Source organism: Streptomyces gamaensis (assembly GCF_042656465.1).
Classification (GTDB): Bacteria; Actinomycetota; Actinomycetes; order Streptomycetales; family Streptomycetaceae; genus Streptomyces; species Streptomyces gamaensis.
The window spans coordinates 203,934-223,965 of record NZ_JBHSPB010000003.1; the positions used below are offsets into that span (position 1 = coordinate 203,934).

A 20,032-nucleotide genomic window follows, 5' to 3' on the forward strand; every position below is an offset into this window, starting at 1 on the left:
TGCGGTGACAGATCCCCGGTTTTCCACAGGCGCGGCGGCCGCCTTGACACCCCTCGCCCACCGCCCCACCATTGAACCGAACGATCGGTCGGTCGGGAGCCGGCCGGGGACGGGAAGCACCGGAATCGGGCAGGGGGCATGCCATGACGACCGCGCCGGGCACCGCGCAGGGCCTCGCACCGGAGGCGTCGGGGGACGTCTCGCCGGACAGCGCGCCGGGCGACGGGCCGTCGGCGTACGAGGCGGCGTTCGAGGCCGCGATCGCCGCCGACGAGCGCGTCGAGCCGCGCGACTGGATGCCGGACGCCTACCGCTCCACCCTCGTCCGCCAGATCGCGCAGCACGCCCACTCCGAGATCATCGGCATGCAGCCCGAGGCCAACTGGATCACTCGCGCGCCGTCCCTGCGGCGCAAGGCGATCCTCATGGCCAAGGTGCAGGACGAGGCGGGCCACGGCCTGTATCTCTACAGCGCCGCCGAGACCCTCGGCACCGGCCGCGACGAGCTCCTCGACAAGCTGCACTCGGGCCGCCAGAAATACTCGTCCATCTTCAACTACCCGACGCTGACCTGGGCGGACGTGGGCGCGATCGGCTGGCTCGTGGACGGCGCGGCGATCACCAACCAGGTTCCCCTGTGCCGTTGTTCCTACGGCCCGTACGCCCGGGCCATGGTGCGCATCTGCAAGGAGGAGTCCTTCCACCAGCGCCAGGGCTACGAGCTGCTGCTCGCCCTGAGCCGGGGCACCCCCGCCCAGCACGGGATGGCGCAGGACGCCGTCGACCGCTGGTGGTGGCCGTCGCTGATGATGTTCGGCCCGCCCGACGAGGCCTCCGCGCACTCGGCCCAGTCCATGGCCTGGAAGATCAAGCGGCACTCCAACGACGAGCTGCGCCAGCGCTTCGTGGACATCTGCGTGCCGCAGGCGAAGTCCCTGGGCCTGACCCTCCCCGACCCCGCGCTGCGCTGGAACGAGGAGCGCGGGCACCACGACTTCGGCCCGATCGACTGGGAGGAGTTCCACGAAGTGCTGCGCGGCAACGGCCCGTGCAACGCGCAGCGCATCGACCGCCGCCGCCGCGCCCACGAGGAGGGCGCCTGGGTGCGCGAGGCCGCCGCGGCGTACGCGGCGAAGCACGGGGCGCGCGCGGCCGGCCGCGCCAGTGACAGCGACCGTGACAGCGCCAGGAGCAGTGACGGCGGCAGTGACAGCGGGCACGCCCGCACGGACGGGGAGGCGGGAGCATGACCGGTACCGACTGGCCGCTGTGGGAGGTCTTCGTCCGCAGCAGGCGCGGCCTCGCGCACACCCACGCGGGCAGCCTGCACGCGCCGGACGCCGAGATGGCCCTGCGCAACGCCCGGGATCTGTACACCCGGCGCTCCGAGGGCGTGTCGATCTGGGTGGTGCCCTCCGCGGCGATCACCGCTTCCTCCCCGGACGAGAAGGACCCCTTCTTCGCCCCGGCCGCCGACAAGCCCTACCGCCACCCGACGTTCTACGAGATCCCGGAGGGGGTGCGTCACCTTTGAACCCTCCCCCAGCCGAAGCAGGGGGATTCCTGGCTCAGGAAGCCCCGCAGGTCAGCGACCCGAAAGGTCTTACTCCCTCAGCACCAGCCGGGACGGAACCTGCCCGGTTGCCCGAAAGCATTGGAGTGCGCCGGCTTGGTTCTCGCTCAGCGCGTCGTGCGTGCTTGGTTCTCGCAACGCACGGCGGTCAGCCTACCCGCTCCTTGCCTTGCTCCGCAGGAGTTCGATTCCTCCTCCGGCTGAAGCCGGGGGCATCCTCGAAGGAGATCAGGTGAACCCGACGGTGGACCCCACGGCCGTCGGCCCCGTGCCCGTCGGCGCGGCGCTGGCGCTCGGCGACGACGCCCTGGTCCTCTCGCACCGGCTGGGGGAGTGGGCGGGGAACGCCCCCGTGCTGGAGGAGGAGGTGGCACTCGCCAATATCGCGCTGGATCTGCTGGGCCAGGCCCGTTTCCTGCTCTCGCTCGCCGGCGACGAGGACGAGCTGGCGTACCAGCGCGAGGAGCGCGCCTTCCGCAACGTCCAGCTGGTCGAGCAGCCCAACGGCGACTTCGCCCACACCGTCGCCCGCCAGCTGTACTTCTCCGTCCACCAGCAGCTGCTCTACAGTCAACTGGCCGCGGGCGACGGCCCGTTCGCCGCTCTCGCCGCGAAGGCGGTCAAGGAGACCGCCTACCACCGGGACCACGCCGAGCACTGGACGCTGCGGCTGGGCGACGGCACCGAGGAGAGCCACCGCCGCATGCAGACCGCCCTCGACGCCCTGTGGCGGTACACGGGCGAGCTCTTCGAACCCGTGGAGGGCCTCCACATCGACGTCGAGGCGCTGCGCGAGGACTGGCTGGCGCTGATCACCCCGCTCCTGGAGCGGGCCACGCTGACCCTGCCCACCGGGCCGCAGTCCGGGGCCTGGACGGCGGGCGCCGGCCGACAGGGCCTGCACACCGAACCGTTCGGGCGGATCCTCGCGGAGATGCAGCATCTGCACCGCAGTCATCCGGGGGCGTCATGGTGACCACGCACAGCGCCCGCGACCGCCGGACCACCGCCGCCCGGCCGCCGCGCCCGACCCCGCCCGCCGGCCCCACCCCCCTGGAGGCCGAACTCCGGGAGCTGGCGGGCTCCGTGCCCGACCCCGAGCTGCCCGCGCTGACCCTGGCCGAGCTGGGCGTGCTGCGCGGGGTGCAGCTGACGGGCCCCGGCCGGGTGGAGGTGGAGCTGACCCCCACCTACACCGGCTGCCCGGCCCTGGAGACCATGGCCGCCGACATCGAGCGCGTGCTGCGCGCCCACGGCCAGCGCGAGGTGTCCGTCCGCACGGTGCTCTCCCCGCCCTGGTCCACGGACGACATCACCCCGGAAGGCCGCCGCAAACTCGCCGAGTGCGGCATAGCACCGCCCCGGCCGGGGGCCCGGGGCGCGGCGGGCCCGGTCCCGGTGTCCCTGGGGCCGACCCGTCTGGAGGCCCCGACAGGACGGGCCACCGGCCGGGTCGGGCCCGTCTCCCCCGCCCGGCAGGACGGCCCTGTGCGCTGCCCCCACTGCGGTTCCGCCGACACCACGCTGCTCAGCCGGTTCTCCTCCACCGCCTGCAAGGCCCTGCGCCGCTGCGAGACGTGCCGCGAACCGTTCGACCATTTCAAGGAGTTGTGATGGCAGCGGCACCAGCACCGGCAACAGCGACGGGGACGGCGGAGAGCGCGACGGCCCGCCACGGCGCCTTCCACCCGCTGCGGGTGACCGCCGTCGACCCGCTCACCGACGACTCGGTCGCCGTGACCTTCGCCGTGCCCCCGGAACTGCGCGAGGTCTACCGCTACGCACCGGGCCAGCACATCGCCGTCCGCCGCCGCACCGAGGACGGCGAGATACGCCGTACGTACTCGCTGTGCGGTCCCGCCCCGGCTCCCGGCGCTCCGGCCCTGTCCGAACTGCGCGTGGGCGTGCGGCTGGTGGACGGCGGCGTGTTCTCGACGTACGCCCTCAAGGAGCTCTCGGCCGGGGACACCGTCGAGGTGATGGCCCCGGCGGGCCGGTTCGTGCTCCGGCCGCGCAGCGGCCACTTCGCGGCGATCGTCGGCGGCAGCGGCATCACGCCCGTGCTGTCGATCGCCACGACCCTGCTCACACGGGTGCCGGACGCCCGGTTCTGCCTCGTCCGCAGTGACCGCACCACGGCCTCGACGATGTTCCTGGAGGAGGTCGCCGACCTCAAGGACCGCTTCCCGGACCGCTTCCAGCTCGTGCACGCCCTCTCCCGCGAGGAGCAGCAGGCCGGTCCGGCGTCGGGGCGGCTGGACGAGGAGCGGCTGTCCCGGCTGCTGCCCGCACTGCTGCCGGTCGGCGCGGTCGACGGCTGGTATCTGTGCGGCCCGTACGGGCTGGTCCGGGGCGCGGAGAGGGCTCTGCGCGCCCTCGGTGTCGCCCGGGACCGCGTCCACCAGGAGATCTTCCACGTCGAGGCGGGAACGGCCGACCCGGGCACGACCGGTACCGCGCCGGCCGGACCGGGCACGGCCGGGAGCCCGGCCGCCCCCGCCCGCAGCACGGTGACCGCGACGCTGGACGGACGCGGCGGCAACTGGCCGGTGCGGGACGGGGAGTCGCTGCTGGACGCCGTCCTGCGCAACCGCCCGGACGCGCCGTACGCGTGCAAGGGCGGCGTCTGCGGCACCTGCCGGGCCTTCCTGGTCCGGGGCGAGGTGCGTATGGACCGCAACTTCGCGCTGGAGCCGGAGGAGTTGGCCGAGGGCTACGTCCTGGCCTGCCAGTCCCACCCGGTCACGGAGGAGGTGGAACTGGACTTCGACCGCTGACCCGACCGCTGACCCGACCGCTGTTCTCCGCCGTCACGCGTGACCCACGCCCCCGGCCCCGCTCCGTCCCTCCCCGCCCACCCAACTACTTGACGCCCCGTCAGATCTCGCGAATGCTCCGTGGAGAACGCCGACGGCGGCACCGGTACCGGCGGAAGGGCGGGCGAGGGCAGTGGACTTCGGCTTCACCGAGGAACAGCGGGCCGCCGCGGAAGCGGCCAGGGCGGTGTTCTCCGGGACCTCCCCAGACGGCGTGCCCAGCCCCGCGCTCTCCCGGGGCCCGGCCGCCGAGGACTTCGACCGCGCGCTGTGGCACAGGCTCGCCCGGGCCGACCTGCTGAGCCTGTACGCGTCCCCCGAGCACGGGGGCGCCGGGCTCGGGCCGCTCGCCCTGTGTCTGGTGCTGCGGGAGGCCGGCGCGGTCCTCGCCCGTGTGCCGCTGCTGGAGTGCGGCGCGGCCGCGCTCACCCTGCGCACCCACGGGGGCTCCGCGGCCGCCCGGCTGCTGCCGCCGCTCGGCCGGGGCGAGTTGGTGATCACCACGGCCGCCCACGGGCGCACGGGCCACGAACCGGCCGAACGCGCCGTCCGCGCACTGCCGTCGGCCGACGGCAGCGGGGCATGGCTGCTGCACGGGGAGCAGACCGCCGTGCCCTGGGGGCACACCGCCGACCGCGTCCTGCTGCCCGCCCACACCGACGACGGCCGCGCTCTGCTCGCCCTCGTCCGGCCGGCTCCCGGCGCCCACCCCGGCCTCACGCTCGAAGAACAGGTCTCGACCAACGGCGAACGCCTCGCGCGCGTACGCCTCGACGCGGTACGCGTCGACGGACAGGAGGTCATCACCGCCGAGGGCGCGTGGGACCGGCTGCGCGCGCTGCTGACGGTGGGCACCTGCGCCCTGGCCCTCGGGATCGGCACCGAGGTGTGCCGGACCACCAGCGAATACACCGGCAGACGCGAGCAGTTCGGCTTCCCGATCGCCACGTTCCAGGCCGTGGCCGTACAGGCCGCCGACCGCTACATCGACCTGCGGGCGATGGAGGCCACACTGTGGCAGGCCGCCTGGCGCATCGAGTCCGGCGCGGCGGAGTCCGACGGACCGGCCTGCCCGCTGCCGGCCGACGCCGACATCGCCGTGGCGAAGGTGTGGGCGGCGGAGGGCGTGCGCCGGATCGTGCAGACCGCGCAGCACCTGCACGGCGGCTACGGCGCCGACATCAGCTCCCCGCTGCACCGCTACCACGCCTGGGCCAAACAACTGGAGCTGTCCCTGGGCCCGGCGGCGGCCCACCTGGAGGCCCTCGGCGACCTGCTGGCCGAACAGCCGTAACCGCCGCCCGCCGCGGTCCAGTACGTCACCGCGGATGCGTCACGGCCGGCCACACCCACACGGCGGAACGCGGAACCACGCATCGAAGCGGCACCACGCATCGAAGCAGCCCCCACCCCTTCGGGGCACTGCCGGACGCACCGGACCGCACCGCACCGGACCTGGCCGGGCCTCGCCGGACCCGCTTCAGATCACCGCGCCGGGCGCCCCGTGCGCGTCCACGACGGGCCTGCCCGCGGCCTCCCACACCTGCATGCCGCCCTCGACGTTCACCGCGTCCAGCCCGCGCTGCACCAGATAAGCGGTGACCTGCGCGGACCGCCCGCCGGACCGGCAGATCACATGGACCGTGCGCCCCTCGGGCACCTGCCGCTCCAACTCCTCGTAGCGGGCGGCGAATTCGCTCATGGGAATGTGCAGCGCGCCCTCGGCGTGCCCCGCCTCCCACTCGTCGTTCTCCCGCACATCCAGCAGAAAGGCGTCGGAGGACAGCGCGTCGACCCCGACCGTGGGGACACCGGAACCAAAAAGCATGCCCACGACGCTACCCGACGAGGGCGGCCAGGCGGGCCTCCCGTTCGGCGAGCTGCTCCCGCAGCCCCCGGGCGATCTCCTCCAGCAGCCCGTCCGGGTCGTCCGGCGCCATGCGGAGCATCGAGGCGATCGCGGACTCCTCCAGTTCGGCGGCCAGCACCGCCAGCAGCTCCTTGCGCCGGGCCAGCCACTCCAGTCGCGCGGCCAGCTCCTCGGCGCGGTCCAGCGGCCGCGGCTCCGGCGCGGGACCGGCCGCCCACTCCGCGGCCAGCTCGCCCAGCAGCGCCTCGTCGCCGTCCGCGTAGGCCGCGTTGACCCGCACGACGAACGCCTCGCGGCGCGCCCGCTCCGCCTCGTCCGCCGCCAGGTCCGGGTGGGCCTTGCGGATCAGCTCACGGTAGGCGCGGCGTGCCCCGTCGCTCGGGCGCACCCGGCGCGGCGCGGGCACCGGCTGCTCGCCGGGCGCCGCCCGCTCCTCCCGCGGCGCGCCCGCGTCGGTCTCCGGCAGGCCGCCGAACAGCTCCGCCACCCCGGGCAGCGGCTGCGCCGCCAGCCGGGCCTCCCGGGCCCGGCGCAGGTCCTCCGCGTCACCGGTCCGGGCCGCGACGGCCTCCGCGACGGCCGCGTCGAGCTCCTCCAGACGCGCGTACAGGGGGCCGAGCCGCTCGTGGTGCAGCCGGGAGAAGTTCTCCACCTCGACCCGGAAGGTCTCCACCGCGATCTCGAACTCGATCAGCGCCTGCTCGGCGGCCCGTACGGCCTGCTCCAGGCGTCGCACGTCCGGCCCCGGGCCGTACGGCGGCTGCTCCTGCGGGCCGTACGCGGCACCGGCCCCGTACTCCTCGGCTGCGGCTCCCGGATTCGTCACCCGCCCACCCTACGAGCTCCCGCGCCCCCGTACCCCGGCACCCGGCACGCCCGTACCGGCCTGAGCCCTGGCAGCCGCCGCTCACACGCCCAGGGCCTCCTCCAGTTCCTCGTCCTCCGCCTGCCGTCGCGCCGCCTCGTCCGCCGGCACCGGGGCCGGTGCCGTCCTGCGGGCCTCGGCCGCCCACGCGACGCCCGCCACGGCCACGCCGACGGCCAGCCACAGCACGAGCGTCCACACGTGCCCGCCCAGCCCATTGCTGTCGAAGTAGACGAGGCTGCGGGCCCCTTCGACGAACCCGGCACCGTTCCAGAAGGAGTGCAGCGCGGCGAAGAACCCGTTCTGCAGCTCCGGCCGGAACACCCCGCCGGAACTGGTGAAGTTGAGCATCACGAACAGCACCATCACGCCCAGCGTCGTCCACCGCTTGAGGAAGGTGTGCAGCCCGGTACCGATCAGCAGGATGCCCGCCGAGTACAGCCACGCCATCCCCCACACACCCGTCAGCCCGTGGTCGACGAGGTGGAAGCCCGGCCCGGCGAACAGCGCGCCGATCAGGCTCACCACCAGCGAGACCGCGACGGCCAGCAGCGCGCGCAGGCGCATCGGCAGCGCCGCGCCCGCCCCGCCGATCACCGCGACCGAGGCGTACGAGCCGATGCTGAGGGCGACCAGCAGGAAGAACAGGCCCTGCCCCGTCGGGTCGTCCCCGGACGGCGGCACGACGTCCGTCACCGCCAGCGGGGCGCCCGCGTGGGCCGCGACCGGCGTGAAGACCTTCTGGACGGCCGCGGCGGTGGTGTCCGACCCGGCCGAGGCGATCAGCAGTTCCGGCCCCCGGCCCGCCCGGCCGGCGCCGGTACGCCCGCCGCCGTGGCCGTCGGGCACGTACGCGCCGAAGATCTTCCGCTCCTTCAGCTGCCGCACCGCCTCGTCCCGGCCGTCGACCGTACGGACGGCGAGATCCCCGTCCGCCTTGTCGCCGAGGGCCTGCGCCAGGACCTGCGCGTCGGGCCCGGAGCCGACGACCGCGACGGGCAGCGCGTGCGGCGCGGGGGTCGCGAACGCCCCCAGATAGGCGAAGCCCATCCCGACGCACATCAGCAGCGGGGTCAGCAGATGGGCCAGGACGTGGCGCAGCGCCGCCCCGTGACCGGTGCGGTGCCCGGCGCCGGGGGCTCGGCCGGCGCGGTGCGCCGCGGAAGCGGATGACATGGGCGGTTTCCTTCAGGATCGGCGGGACGGAACCAGCGGGACCCGCCGGATCGGCGGACCGGCGGGACCGGGAAATGGTTGGCATATACAACCCTTCCCTTCGGTTGTACCATACAACTACGAGTCCGAAAGGAACCCCGTGCCCCGCTTCGTCCACCAGCCGCACCCCCCGGCCACCCCGCCGCACCGCGACGTCTCCGTCGAGACGATCCAGCGCGAGATGACGGCCTTCGCACGCCGCGCCCGGGCCACGGCCGCCCGCACCCACCCCGAGCTCTCGCTCGTCTCCTTCACCCTGCTCGCGCACCTGGAGGACCAGCGGGGCTGCCGCGCGACCGACCTGGCCGCGCACTACATGCTCGACAAGTCCACGGTCAGCCGGCAGGTGGCCGCCCTGGAACGGCTCGGCTACGTCGAGCGGCGCGTGGACCCCGACGACCACCGGGTCCAGGTGCTGCACCTCACGCCCGGCGGCGTCGAGATGCTCGCGCAGGTCTCCGCGAGCCGCCGGTCGTCCTTCCAGGAGCGCCTGGCCGACTGGGACGAGACCGACCTCGCCCGCTTCGCGGAGTACCTGCGGCGCTACAACAGCGCCGGCGACGGCCGTACGACGGCCCGCCCGTAACCCCACACCGCCCACGACCCCCACGGCACCCACGACTCCGGACACCCCAACTCTGGCCGAAAATCGCCCGGTTCCCCCATCGCGCCAGGTCACCCGGCGTCCACCGGCCGACCGCGCGCCAACTCACTTCTTTTTCAGCCGCGTCCGGGCTTTTAGTCATCGCTAAAGATGGCATCCTCTGTAGAGAAGGGGCCGCCTTCGCGGCACCACGACTCCCGGGGGTGGACCCATGGCTTGGTGCATCGGCGCCGACCGCGGCCGCAAGAGCGATGTGACCGGAGCCCGGATGGCCCGGCACGCGACGGCCTCACTGGCCGGCGTCCTCGCCGAACGGGGCATCTCCCGCAAGGAACTGGCCGACAGCATGGGCGTCTCTCCCGGCAGGGTCAGCCAGATCCTCTCCGGGGACGAGAATCTGACGCTGCGTTCGCTGGCCGCCGTCGCCGACGCCCTCGACGTGCGGATGGAGATCTCCTTCCACGAGCACCCGACGGTCGAGTGCCAGGAGTTCCTGGACCAGGTCGCCGCCGACACGCTCGACGCGAAGCTGACACCGTCCCACCACTGACACCGTCCCACCGCCGGCACGGCCCCGCGCCCGCCGCCGGGGACCGGCCGTCAGGCCACCGGCTGCCCCGAGGCGACGCTCGCGCTCTTGAGCGCCAGCAGCTGACGGTCACCGCTGCGCTTGCCGTGCGCGTGCGCCAGCTCCAGCAGATACACGCACAGGTGCTCGGCCTCCCCGAACGCCCGCCGCGCCTGCCGGATCTCGTCCCGCGTACGCTCCCGCGCCTGCTGCTCGCACTGCTTCTCGACGCGGGTCTCCGCCGTGATCCACTTCTGGGCGGCGGACCGGACGTCCCGGTGCCGCTCCGCGATCTCCCGCCGCAGTTGCCGCCGCCCCCGGGACGAACGCCCGGGGACATCGACGCGCTGCAGCAGATACGCCCGGACCCGGTCCGCGAACGCGTCCAGGTCCCAGCAGTCCTCGAAGCCGCTCACCATGCGCTGGCACCACTCCGCCCGGTCCGTGCGCAGCCGCAGCGAGAGGCTGGCCAGCAGCAGGGAGTCGCCCAGCGTCAGCACCGCGAGCACCGCCTGCCCGCCGGGCCGCTCCACCGTGCTCTTGGGCACCAGCCCCAGGCCCACCACGGCCCCCACCGCCGCCGACGGCACGCTGGAGGCGTGCGGCAGCAGCAGACCGCCGGCGAGCGCCGCCATCCCGGAGGTCCACAGCACCACGGCGAGCGCGCAGGCCGCCGAGCGCAGCGTCCCCAGCAGCCGCCCCTCCTCCCGGAAGCGGTACACCAGACACACCCACGTCACCGGCGCGCAGACAGCGGCGGGCAGCCCCCACCCCGCCACCACGGACGACGCGTCCCAGGTCACGGCCTCCCCCAGCTTCGGATGCGGTCCACGGGGCTCCCCGCGACGTGACGATCCTGACCCAGCGCCCCGGTGCGACTACAGAATGATGTTCCCACCGTGACCACGGCCGCGCGCAACGTTCCCGCCCGGCTCTGCGGTCACAGCGCCGAAATCCCGCCACTCAAGACGCGCGTACACACGCGTACGCACACACACAAAAAGAAACGGACCCCTTCGCGTGACCGAAGTCACTGCGAAGAGGCCCGTTTCGCTGTGCGCGAGGGGGGAGTTGAACCCCCACGCCCTTGCGGGCACTGGAACCTGAATCCAGCGCGTCTGCCTATTCCGCCACCCGCGCATGGGTGCTGCCCTCGGGCTTCCCGCGGCTTTTCCGGACTTCCGTCCGCCGCGTTCGCCTTCCGACACAGAGAACATTAGCACGCCCCGGAGGGTGCCTTCACACGCCTGCTTCCCGGCCCCCGCCGGGCCGCCTCCCACCCCGTCCCTGACCCGTCCCGGGCCCGTCCCCTCCGGGCCCCCGGCCGCGGTCGTCCCGGCGGTCCGGCGGGGAGGGCGCCGGTTGCGGGACACTGGCTCTCGGACGCCTCTACGATCCCTAGGGAGAACGGGCACCGGCAGGGCGCCCGTCACGCGGCGGGGAGGCGACACTTGTCACTCCGGGCCCCGAAGGGGAACCAGCCGTTTTCCCGGCGCGTGGATACGATCAGTAAGCAGTACAGGAACGACACCGAGCATCGCGAACGTCACTGAGGGAAGGAGGTGCCCCGTGGGAGTACTGAAGCGCTTCGAGCAGCGTCTCGAAGGTCTCGTCAACGGCACCTTCGCCAAGGTGTTCAAGTCCGAGGTGCAGCCGGTCGAGATCGCCGGCGCGCTCCAGCGGGAGTGCGACAACAACGCCACCATCTGGAACCGGGACCGCACCGTCGTCCCGAACGACTTCATCGTCGAGCTGAGCGCCCCCGACTACGAGCGGCTCAGCCCCTACTCCGGACAGCTCGGCGAGGAGCTGGCCGGCATGGTCCGCGACTACGCCAAGCAGCAGCGGTACACCTTCATGGGGACCATCCAGGTCCACCTGGAGAAGGCGGACGACCTCGACACCGGGCTGTACCGGGTGCGCAGCCGCACCCTCGCCGCCAGTGAGTCCCAGGACCAGTACGGCGATCAGTACGGCGACCACGCAGCGCACCGCGGCGATCCGCACGTCCGGCCCCCGGCCCAGCGGCCGAGCGCGGCCCGCGCCCCCGGCCCCGCCGGCGGCTGGCCCGAGCCGCCCGCGGGCATGCCCCCCATGCCCTCGTCCCCGCCGCCCGGACGCCCCGGCGCGAGCGGCGCCCCCGGCACGCAGGTCCGGCGCTGGATCGAGATCAACGGCACCCGGCACCAGATCTCCCGGCCCACCCTCGTGCTGGGCCGCAGCACCGAGGCCGACGTCCGGATCGACGACCCCGGCGTCTCCCGCCGGCACTGCGAGATCCGTATCGGCACCCCCGCGACGATCCAGGACCTCGGATCGACCAACGGCATCGTGGTGGACGGCCAGCACACCACGCGCGCTACGCTCCGCGACGGCTCACGCATCGTCGTGGGAAGCACCACCATCGTTTACCGGCAAGCCGAAGGGTGAAGCGGGGGCAATGTCAGAGCTGACCCTCACGGTCATGCGGTTGGGTTTCCTCGCCGTACTGTGGCTGTTCGTCATCGTGGCCGTACAGGTCATCCGCAGCGATCTCTTCGGCACCCGCGTGACCCAGCGCGGCTCCCGCCGCGGCGGCGCCGACCGCCCGACCCAGCGCACCGCCCAGAACAGCGCGCCGCCGCAGCAGCGCCAGCAGCAGACCGGCGGCCGGCGCGCGGCCAACAACACCTCCCGGCGCGCCGACCGCTCCCGCCGCGGCGCCCCCACCAAGCTGGTCGTCGCCGAGGGCTCGCTCACCGGCACCACGGTGGCCCTGCAGGGTCAGACGATCTCCCTCGGCCGCGCCCACGACTCCACGATCGTGCTGGACGACGACTACGCGTCCAGCCGGCATGCCAGGATCTACCCCGACCACGACGGCCAGTGGATCGTCGAGGACCTGGGGTCGACCAACGGCACCTACCTCGACCGGACCCGGCTGACCACCCCGACCCCGATCCCGCTCGGCACGCCGATCCGCATCGGCAAGACCGTCATCGAGCTGCGGAAGTAGTGAGGACCATGACGACCGGAGGGTGGACAGCGTGGCTGGGAAGGGGTTGTACCCGGAGCCGACGGGCGAGGTGCGCATGAGTCTGTCGCTGCGGTTCGCCGCCGGATCGCACAAGGGAATGATCCGCGAGGGCAACGAGGACTCCGGTTACGCCGGCCCCCGGCTGCTCGCCATCGCCGACGGCATGGGCGGCCAGGCCGCCGGCGAGGTCGCCTCCTCCGAGGTGATCTCCACCCTCGTCACCCTCGACGACGACGTCCCCGGCTCCGACATCCTCACCTCCCTCGGCAGCGCCGTGCAGCGCGCCAACGACCAGCTGCGCGTCATGGTCGAGGAGGACCCCCAGCTGGAGGGCATGGGGACCACGCTCACCGCCCTGCTGTGGACCGGCCGCCGGCTGGGCCTGGTGCACGTCGGCGACTCGCGCGCGTACCTGCTGCGCGACGGCGTCCTCACCCAGATCACCCAGGACCACACCTGGGTGCAGCGCCTCGTCGACGAGGGCCGGATCACCGAGGAGGAGGCCACCACCCACCCGCAGCGCTCCCTGCTGATGCGCGCGCTGGGCAGTGGCGACCACGTCGAGCCCGATCTGTCGATCCGTGAGGTGCGGGCCGGGGACCGCTATCTGATCTGTTCCGACGGGCTGTCCTCCGTCGTCAGCCACCAGACGATGGAGGAGACGCTCGCCAGCTACCAGGGCCCCCACGAGACGGTCCAGGAGCTCATCCAGCTCGCGCTGCGCGGCGGCGGCCCCGACAACATCACCTGCATCGTCGCCGACGTCTTCGACGTCGAGGGCGGCGACCCCCTGGCCGCGCAGCTCAACGACACCCCGGTCGTCGTGGGCGCGGTCGCCGAGAACCAGCTCCCGCTCGGCGGCGACGACGCCATGCAGACCCCGGCCGGCCGGGCCGCGGGGCTCGGCCGCGCGAGCCGCTCCGCGTCCGGCGGCTTCGGCCCGCCCGGCGGCGACGCCGAAGGGGCCCTGCCGGACGACGAGTTCGAGTCCTTCACCGACGACGAGTTCACCCGGCCCCGCCGGCGCGGCAGGTGGCTCAAGCGCACGCTGATCACCGCCGTCGTGCTCGGCGCCGTCGCGGGCGGCCTCTACGGCGGCTACAACTGGACCCAGACCCAGTACTTCGTGGCCGCCAAGGACAGCCACGTGGCGCTCTACCAGGGCATCAACCAGAACCTGGCCTGGGTCAAGCTCAGCAGCCTCTACCAGGACCACCCCGAGATCGAACTCAAGTACCTGCCGATCGACCAGCGCGGCCGGGTCGAGGACACCATCGCCGTCGACGGCCAGGACAAGGCCCTGCAGAAGGTCAAGGACCTCGGACTGCTCGCCGGCGCCTGCAAGAAGGAGGACGAGCGGCGCAAGGCGGAGCAGGAGCGGGCGGCCGCCGAGAAGGGCAACGCGGAGAAGGAGAAGCCGGGCGCCGCGGGCGACGCGAAGAACCGCTCCCCGCAGTCCGCCACCACCCCGAACCCCGGACCCACCCTCAGCGAGGAAGAGCAGAAGTTGGTCCCGCAGTGCAGCGCGCAGTGAAGCCGTAGGGGGCCAGCACCACGTGTCAGTGATGTCATCCATGCCGAGAACCACCCGTACGACCACGATCGCCACCGCGGGTCCGCCCAGCCGGCGCAACACCGAGCTCGCGCTGCTCGCCTTCGCGGTGATCCTGCCGTGCTTCGCGTACGCCAACGTGGGTCTCGCCCTCGACGGCAAGATGCCGTCCGGCATGCTCGGTTACGGGCTCGGCCTCGGCCTGCTCGCCGGCGTCGGCCACCTGGTCGTGCGCCGCTTCGCCAAGTACGCCGACCCGCTGCTGCTGCCGCTCGCGACCGTGCTCAACGGCCTCGGACTGGTGATCATCTGGCGGCTCGACCAGTCGCAGCGGCTGCACAACCTGGCCAAGCTGCACCACCAGACCTTCGTCCCCTCGGCGCCCAACCAGCTGCTGTACTCGGCCATGGGCATCGGCCTGTTCGTCGTCGTCCTGGTCTTCCTCAAGGACCACCGCATCCTGCAGCGCTTCACCTACATCTCGATGGTGGTCGCGCTGATCCTGCTGATCGCGCCGGTCTTCTTCCCGGCGCAGTTCGGCGCCCGCATCTGGATCATCATCCCCGGACTGGGCTCGATCCAGCCCGGCGAGTTCGCCAAGATCATCCTGGCGATCTTCTTCGCGGGCTATCTGATGGTCAAGCGCGACGCCCTCGCGCTGGCCAGCCGCCGCTTCATGGGGCTGTACCTGCCGCGCGGCCGCGACCTGGGCCCGATCCTGGTGGTCTGGGCGCTGAGCCTGATGATCCTCGTCTTCGAGACGGACCTGGGCTCCTCGCTGCTGTTCTTCGGCATGTTCGTGGTCATGCTGTACGTGGCCACCGAGCGCACCAGCTGGATCGTCTTCGGTCTGCTGATGTCCGCGGGCGGCGCGGCCGTCGTCGGTTCGATCGAGCCGCACGTGAAGATCCGTGTGATGGCCTGGCTGCACCCCTTCGCGGTCTACGACAGCCCGCGCCCGTCCTGGGCGACCACGGAGCAGATCGCCCAGGCCATGTTCGCCTTCGGCTCCGGCGGCGTCTTCGGCTCCGGCTGGGGCCAGGGCGCCTCCGACCTGATCGGCTTCGCCGCCAACTCCGACTTCATCCTCGGTACCGTCGGCGAGGAGCTGGGGCTGGCCGGCACGATGGGCATCCTGCTGCTGTACGGCCTGATCGTGCAGCGCGGCGTACGCACCGCGCTCGCGGCCCGCGACCCCTTCGGCAAGCTGCTGGCGGTGGGCCTGTCGGCCGCCTTCGGCATCCAGGTCTTCGTCGTCGCCGGCGGCGTCATGGGGCTGATCCCGATGACCGGTATGACCCTGCCGTTCATGGCGTACGGCGGTTCGTCCGTGCTCGCCAACTGGGCGCTCGTCGCCATCCTCATCAAGATCAGCGACACCGCGCGCCGTCCCGCCCCGACCCCCGCGCCCTCCAGTGACGCCGAGATGACCCAGGTGGTCCGACCGTGAACAAGCCCGTGCGCCGGATCGCCGTCTTCTGCGGGCTGCTGGTGCTCGCGCTGCTGATGCGCGACAACTGGCTGCAGTTCGTGCAGGCCGATGAGCTCAAGAACCACAAGCACAACCGCCGGGTGGCCATCGCCCGCTACAGCCAGCCGCGCGGCAACATCATCGTCGACAACAAGGCCGTCACCGGCTCCGAGCAGACCGACGGCGTCGACTACAAGTTCAAGCGTACCTATGTCGACGGCGAGATGTGGGCGCCGGTCACGGGCTACACCTCGCAGGTCTACGGCTCCACGCAGCTGGAGAACCTCTACGACCGTGTGCTCACCGGCGACGACGACCGGCTGTTCTTCAACCGCACCGTCGACATGGTCACCGGCAAGGGCAAGAAGGGCGGTGACGTGATCACCACCCTCAACCAGGCCGCGCAGGAAGCCGCGTTCAAGGGCCTGGGCGACAAGCGCGGCGCCGTCGCCGCCCTCGACCCGCGCACCGGCAAGATCCTCGCGCTGGCCTCCACGCCCTCCTACGACCCGTCGAAGATCGCCGGGTCCAACGACGGGGAGGCCTGGAAGGCGCTGCAGGACGACAAGAACCAGCCGATGCTCAACCGGGCGCTGCGCCAGACCTACCCGCCGGGCTCGACCTTCAAGGTCGTCACCGCCGCGGCCGCGCTGGAGAACGGCCTGTACAAGGACCCGGACGGCAAGACGGACTCGCCGCTGCCGTGGACGCTGCCGGACACCGTGCGCCCGCTGAACAACGAGGGCGAGATCCCCTGCAAGGACGCCTCGCTGCGGACGGCCCTCCAGTACTCCTGCAACACCGTCTTCGGCAAGATCAGCGCCGATCTGGGCAACCAGAAGATGATGGACGAGGCGGCGAAGTTCGGCTTCAACAACAAGGACCTGCTCACGCCCGTCCGCGCCGCCGAGAGCGTCTACCCCAAGGACAACCGCCCGCAGAACGCCATGGCCGGCATCGGCCAGGCCTCCAACCGGGCCACCCCGCTGCAGATGGCCATGGTCGCCGCCGCGGTCGCCAACAACGGCAAGCTCATGGAGCCGTACATGGTCGACAAGGTGCGCGCCCCCAACCTCAACGTCATCGAGACGCACCAGCCCAAGGAGCTCAGCCAGCCGCTGTCGGCGGAGAACGCCCAGAAGCTGCAGTCGATGATGGAGACGGTCGTCGAGAAGGGCACCGGCACCACCGCGCAGATCGACGGCGTCAAGGTCGGCGGCAAGACCGGTACCGCGCAGAACGGTGTGGACAACAGCGGCAAGCCGTACGCCTGGTTCCTCTCCTACGCCAAGACCGGGGACGGCTCCCCGGTCGCCGTGGCCGTCGTCATCGAGGGCGACAAGGAGACCGCGCGGGACGACGTCGCGGGCGGCCGCCTCGCCGCGCCGATCGCCAAGAGCGTCATGGAGGCGGTGCTCAAGACGTCCAAGTGACGCCGCTCACCACCACAGCCGCGGGCCGTACATGACGTACCGGTCGTGTATCAGGTGACGGTGGCGCCCGAAAGGGGCGCAACGTGCCGGGTACGGTATGCCCGGACAGCACACCGCCGGACCCACGCCGGTGCGGTCAGGAAAACGGAAGGGCTGGAGCTATGGAAGAGCCGCGTCGCCTCGGCGGCCGGTACGAGCTGGGCTCGGTGCTCGGCCGCGGTGGCATGGCCGAGGTGTATCTCGCGCACGACACCCGGCTCGGCCGCACCGTCGCCGTGAAGACGCTGCGGGTGGACCTCGCCCGCGACCCGTCCTTCCAGGCCCGGTTCCGTCGTGAGGCCCAGTCGGCCGCCTCCCTCAACCACCCGTCGATCGTCGCGGTCTACGACACCGGCGAGGACTACGTCGACGGCGTCTCGATCCCGTACATCGTCATGGAGTACGTGGACGGCTCGACGCTGCGCGAGCTGCTGCACTCGGGGCGGCGGCTGCTGCCGGAGCGCTCGCTGGAGATGACCATCGGCGTGCTCCAGGCGCTGGAGTACTCGCACCGCGCGGGCATCGTCCACCGCGACATCAAACCGGCCAACGTCATGCTGACCCGCACCGGCCAGGTCAAGGTCATGGACTTCGGCATCGCGCGCGCCATGGGCGACGCGGGGATGACGATGACGCAGACCGCGGCCGTGATCGGCACCGCCCAGTACCTCTCCCCGGAGCAGGCCAAGGGCGAGCAGGTCGACGCGCGTTCCGACCTGTACTCCACGGGCTGTCTGCTGTACGAGCTGCTGACGGTCCGTCCCCCCTTCATCGGTGACTCCCCGGTGGCGGTCGCCTACCAGCACGTGCGCGAGGAGCCGAACCCGCCGAGCGCCTTCGACCCGGAGATCTCCCCGGAGATCGACGCGATCGTCCTCAAGGCGCTGGTGAAGGATCCCGACTACCGCTACCAGACGGCCGACGAGATGCGGGCCGACATCGAGGCGTGCCTGGAGGGCCGGCCCGTCGCGGCCGCCGCCGCGCCGATGCCGCACGCCGGCTACGGCGAGGACGCCCCCACCACCATGCTCCGCCCGCACGAGCAGGGCATGGGCCAGACCTCGATGCTGCCGCCGGTCCACGACGGCGGCGACGGGGGCTACGGCGGCTACGACGACCGGGGCGAGCGGCGGCGCGGCGGAGGCGGCAGGAAGAGCAGCCTCTCCACGGTCCTGCTGGTGCTCGCGGGCGTCCTGGTGCTCGTCGGCGCGATCTTCATCGGCAAGGCGCTCTTCCCCGGTCCGAACAACTCGCAGGTCTCCGTGCCGAACCTGGTCGGCCAGACCCTCGCGGACGCCCAGAAGCAGGGCGAGAACGGTGACTTCAAGGTCGTCCAGAGCGCGTCGAAACCGTGCGCGCAGGACAAGGGCAAGATCTGCGACCAGGACCCGAAGGACGGCGGCAAGATCAAGCGCGGCGGGGAGGTGAAGGTCACCGTCTCCGAGGGCGCCGAGAAGCTCACCGTCCCGGACGTCACCGAGAAGCAGCTCGACAACGCCCGGCGGCTCCTTGAGGACATGGGCTTCAACGTCAGCGTCACCAAGCAGCAGGCCCCGGACGGCGTCGCGGGCGGCACCGTCCTCTCCCAGGACCCCAAGGGCCAGACGAAGGCGGACAAGGGCTCGGACGTCACCCTCACCGTCGCCGAGGCACCGGCGAACAAGCAGGTGCCGTCCGTGGTCGGGCAGACCTTCGACACCGCCAAGAAGCAGCTGACCGACCTCGGCTTCAAGGTGAGCAAGCAGGAGCAGGACTCGGACCAGCAGCCGGGCACCGTCCTCGCGCAGAGCCCCGACGGCAACACCGCCGCCCGCCCCAACTCCACGGTCACCCTGACCGTCGCCAAGGGCGGGAAGGTCTCGGTGCCGAGCCTGATGAACAGCAGGCTCAAGGACGCGAAGAAGACGCTGACGGACGCGGGCCTGAAGGTCGGCAGCATCACGGGCCCGAACGACGACAACGCCGTGGTCATGATCACGGACCCGATGCCGGGCACCCAGGTCGCGAAGAACACGGCGGTCAACCTCACCACCATGTCCGTCCCCGGCGGGCCCGGGGGCAATCCCGGCAACCAGGGCAACGGCAATGGGAACGGCGGCAACGGCAACGGCGACAACACCGGTGGCGGGAGCGGTGACGGCGGCTTCATAGGAGGTCTCTTCGGCCGCAAGCACTGAGTGACGCGCATACGCGAGGCCCGGCGCCCCTTGACGGGGTGCCGGGCCTCAGCGCGTGCCGGCCCGCCCGGTCAGCGCAGCTCCTTGGGGGGCGTGCGCTTGCTGTCGACCTTCTCGGTGCGCTCCAGCTCCGCCCACACGATGTAGCGGTAGTCGGAGGTGTAGACGGGCGTACAGGTCGTCAGCGTCAGATAGCGGCCCGGCTTCGTCGTCCCCGCCCCCTTCGGCACCGGGTCGAGCACGCCGACGTTGAACCGGGAGGTCTGCGGGAGCTCGGCGAAGACCTTGTAGACGTACCAGGCGTCCCGGGTCTCGAAGACGACCGCGTCACCCTTCTTGATCTTGTCGATGTTGTGGAAGCGGGCGCCGTGCCCGTCCCGGTGCGCGGCCAGCGTGAAGTTGCCCTGCTTGTCCCAGGGCATCGCGGCCTTCACCGGCGAGGTGTAGTAGCCCGCGACACCCTCGTTGAGGACGTCGCCGCCGGTGCCGCTCTTGACCAGCACCTCGCCGTTGCGCATGGCCGGCACGTGCAGGAAGCCGATGCCGTCCTTGGTGTCCAGGGCGCCCGGCCCCTGCGGCGCGGCCCACTGCTCGCGTATCTGGCTGCCCTGCTTCTTCGCCTCGCGGTCGGCGAGCACGTTCGTCCACCACAGCGAGTAGACGACGAACAGCCCTAGCAGCACGCCGCCGGTGATCAGCAGCTCGCCGATCACACTGACGACGGAGGCCACCCTGCCGCGCCGGACGGGGCGCCGCCGCCCGTGCCGCCTGCGGGGCCTGTCACCTGCCGCTCCTGCCGCCACTGCGCCGTTCCTCGTTCCGCTTGCCGCTGC

The 20,032-nt window shown here is 72.2% G+C and carries 19 protein-coding genes and 1 tRNA gene; 14 read left to right on the top strand and 6 right to left on the bottom strand.

Translation table 11 applies throughout. The features are described from left to right. The first annotated feature begins 143 nt into the window (after positions 1-143). The 6 genes from paaA (at position 144) to ACFP1Z_RS05855 (ending at position 5,683) form a co-directional block, all read left to right on the top strand. Complete coding sequence (gene paaA / locus ACFP1Z_RS05830) at positions 144-1,250, top strand: 1,2-phenylacetyl-CoA epoxidase subunit PaaA (RefSeq protein ID WP_390314803.1); 1,107 nt, start codon at positions 144-146, stop codon at positions 1,248-1,250. Beyond that, a complete protein-coding gene (paaB, locus tag ACFP1Z_RS05835; protein WP_390314804.1) occupies positions 1,247-1,534 on the top strand; it encodes a 1,2-phenylacetyl-CoA epoxidase subunit PaaB in 288 nt (95 codons plus the stop codon). The genes paaA and paaB overlap by 4 nt, the downstream gene beginning before the upstream one ends. A 271-nt stretch (positions 1,535-1,805) precedes the next feature. After that, on the top strand, positions 1,806-2,549 hold the full coding sequence (gene paaC / locus ACFP1Z_RS05840) for a 1,2-phenylacetyl-CoA epoxidase subunit PaaC (protein WP_390314805.1): 744 nt from the start codon (positions 1,806-1,808) through the stop codon (positions 2,547-2,549). Then, positions 2,543-3,187 (top strand): 1,2-phenylacetyl-CoA epoxidase subunit PaaD, encoded by a 645-nt coding sequence (gene paaD, locus ACFP1Z_RS05845; protein WP_390314806.1) that lies wholly within the window; start codon positions 2,543-2,545, stop codon positions 3,185-3,187. Before paaC ends, paaD begins: the two co-directional genes overlap by 7 nt. After that, positions 3,187-4,350, top strand: coding sequence for a 2Fe-2S iron-sulfur cluster-binding protein (locus tag ACFP1Z_RS05850; protein ID WP_390314807.1), 1,164 nt, complete (start codon positions 3,187-3,189; stop codon positions 4,348-4,350). The genes paaD and ACFP1Z_RS05850 overlap by 1 nt, the downstream gene beginning before the upstream one ends. 172 nt (positions 4,351-4,522) lie before the next feature. Beyond that, entirely contained in the window at positions 4,523-5,683 is a 1,161-nt protein-coding gene (locus tag ACFP1Z_RS05855; protein ID WP_390314808.1) for an acyl-CoA dehydrogenase family protein, read from the top strand. Positions 5,684-5,869: 186 nt separating this feature from the next. Here the strand turns inward: ACFP1Z_RS05855 and ACFP1Z_RS05860 are convergent, their stop codons facing one another. From ACFP1Z_RS05860 to ACFP1Z_RS05870, 3 genes are all read right to left on the bottom strand, one after another. Next, the gene (locus ACFP1Z_RS05860) at positions 5,870-6,217 is read right to left on the bottom strand and encodes a rhodanese-like domain-containing protein (protein ID WP_390314809.1); all 348 of its coding nucleotides are present in this window, start codon (positions 6,215-6,217) and stop codon (positions 5,870-5,872) included. Positions 6,218-6,227: 10 nt separating this feature from the next. Beyond that, positions 6,228-7,085 (bottom strand): hypothetical protein, encoded by an 858-nt coding sequence (locus ACFP1Z_RS05865; RefSeq protein ID WP_390314810.1) that lies wholly within the window; start codon positions 7,083-7,085, stop codon positions 6,228-6,230. Positions 7,086-7,166: 81 nt separating this feature from the next. Beyond that, positions 7,167-8,300, bottom strand: coding sequence for a hypothetical protein (locus tag ACFP1Z_RS05870; protein WP_390314811.1), 1,134 nt, complete (start codon positions 8,298-8,300; stop codon positions 7,167-7,169). A 220-nt stretch (positions 8,301-8,520) separates the two neighbouring features. Here ACFP1Z_RS05870 and ACFP1Z_RS05875 point away from each other — a divergent pair, with 220 nt between their 5' ends. Together ACFP1Z_RS05875 and ACFP1Z_RS05880 are read left to right on the top strand one after the other, a co-directional pair. Next, positions 8,521-8,925, top strand: coding sequence for a MarR family winged helix-turn-helix transcriptional regulator (locus ACFP1Z_RS05875; protein WP_390315057.1), 405 nt, complete (start codon positions 8,521-8,523; stop codon positions 8,923-8,925). Between the two features lie 229 nt (positions 8,926-9,154). After that, a complete protein-coding gene (locus tag ACFP1Z_RS05880; protein ID WP_390314812.1) occupies positions 9,155-9,493 on the top strand; it encodes a helix-turn-helix domain-containing protein in 339 nt (112 codons plus the stop codon). 50 nt (positions 9,494-9,543) lie between these two features. Here the strand turns inward: ACFP1Z_RS05880 and ACFP1Z_RS05885 are convergent, their stop codons facing one another. Both ACFP1Z_RS05885 and ACFP1Z_RS05890 read right to left on the bottom strand, forming a co-directional pair. Continuing rightward, positions 9,544-10,314 carry a hypothetical protein gene (locus tag ACFP1Z_RS05885; RefSeq protein ID WP_390314813.1) on the bottom strand — a complete coding sequence of 257 codons (771 nt, stop codon included), beginning with the start codon at positions 10,312-10,314 and terminating at the stop codon, positions 9,544-9,546. 253 nt (positions 10,315-10,567) lie between these two features. Further along, positions 10,568-10,651: transfer RNA gene (locus ACFP1Z_RS05890), tRNA-Leu, on the bottom strand. A gap of 429 nt (positions 10,652-11,080) precedes the next feature. On the opposite strand from ACFP1Z_RS05890, the gene ACFP1Z_RS05895 reads away from it, so the two are divergent. The 6 genes from ACFP1Z_RS05895 to pknB all read left to right on the top strand — a co-directional run bounded on the left by ACFP1Z_RS05895 (position 11,081) and on the right by pknB (position 19,199). Beyond that, on the top strand, positions 11,081-11,941 hold the full coding sequence (locus ACFP1Z_RS05895; protein ID WP_390314814.1) for an FhaA domain-containing protein: 861 nt from the start codon (positions 11,081-11,083) through the stop codon (positions 11,939-11,941). A gap of 10 nt (positions 11,942-11,951) precedes the next feature. Beyond that, positions 11,952-12,506, top strand: a complete 555-nt coding sequence (locus ACFP1Z_RS05900; protein WP_390314815.1) for an FHA domain-containing protein FhaB/FipA — start codon at positions 11,952-11,954, stop codon at positions 12,504-12,506. Between the two features lie 76 nt (positions 12,507-12,582). Then, entirely contained in the window at positions 12,583-14,061 is a 1,479-nt protein-coding gene (locus ACFP1Z_RS05905) for a PP2C family protein-serine/threonine phosphatase (protein WP_390315058.1), read from the top strand. Between the two features lie 40 nt (positions 14,062-14,101). Further along, entirely contained in the window at positions 14,102-15,529 is a 1,428-nt protein-coding gene (locus ACFP1Z_RS05910) for an FtsW/RodA/SpoVE family cell cycle protein (RefSeq protein WP_390314816.1), read from the top strand. Further along, a complete protein-coding gene (locus ACFP1Z_RS05915) occupies positions 15,526-16,983 on the top strand; it encodes a peptidoglycan D,D-transpeptidase FtsI family protein (RefSeq protein ID WP_390314817.1) in 1,458 nt (485 codons plus the stop codon). The genes ACFP1Z_RS05910 and ACFP1Z_RS05915 overlap by 4 nt, the downstream gene beginning before the upstream one ends. A gap of 161 nt (positions 16,984-17,144) precedes the next feature. Next, positions 17,145-19,199 (top strand): Stk1 family PASTA domain-containing Ser/Thr kinase, encoded by a 2,055-nt coding sequence (pknB, locus tag ACFP1Z_RS05920; RefSeq protein WP_390314818.1) that lies wholly within the window; start codon positions 17,145-17,147, stop codon positions 19,197-19,199. A gap of 71 nt (positions 19,200-19,270) precedes the next feature. Here the strand turns inward: pknB and ACFP1Z_RS05925 are convergent, their stop codons facing one another. After that, complete coding sequence (locus tag ACFP1Z_RS05925; protein ID WP_390314819.1) at positions 19,271-20,002, bottom strand: class E sortase; 732 nt, start codon at positions 20,000-20,002, stop codon at positions 19,271-19,273. Positions 20,003-20,032 lie beyond the last annotated feature (30 nt).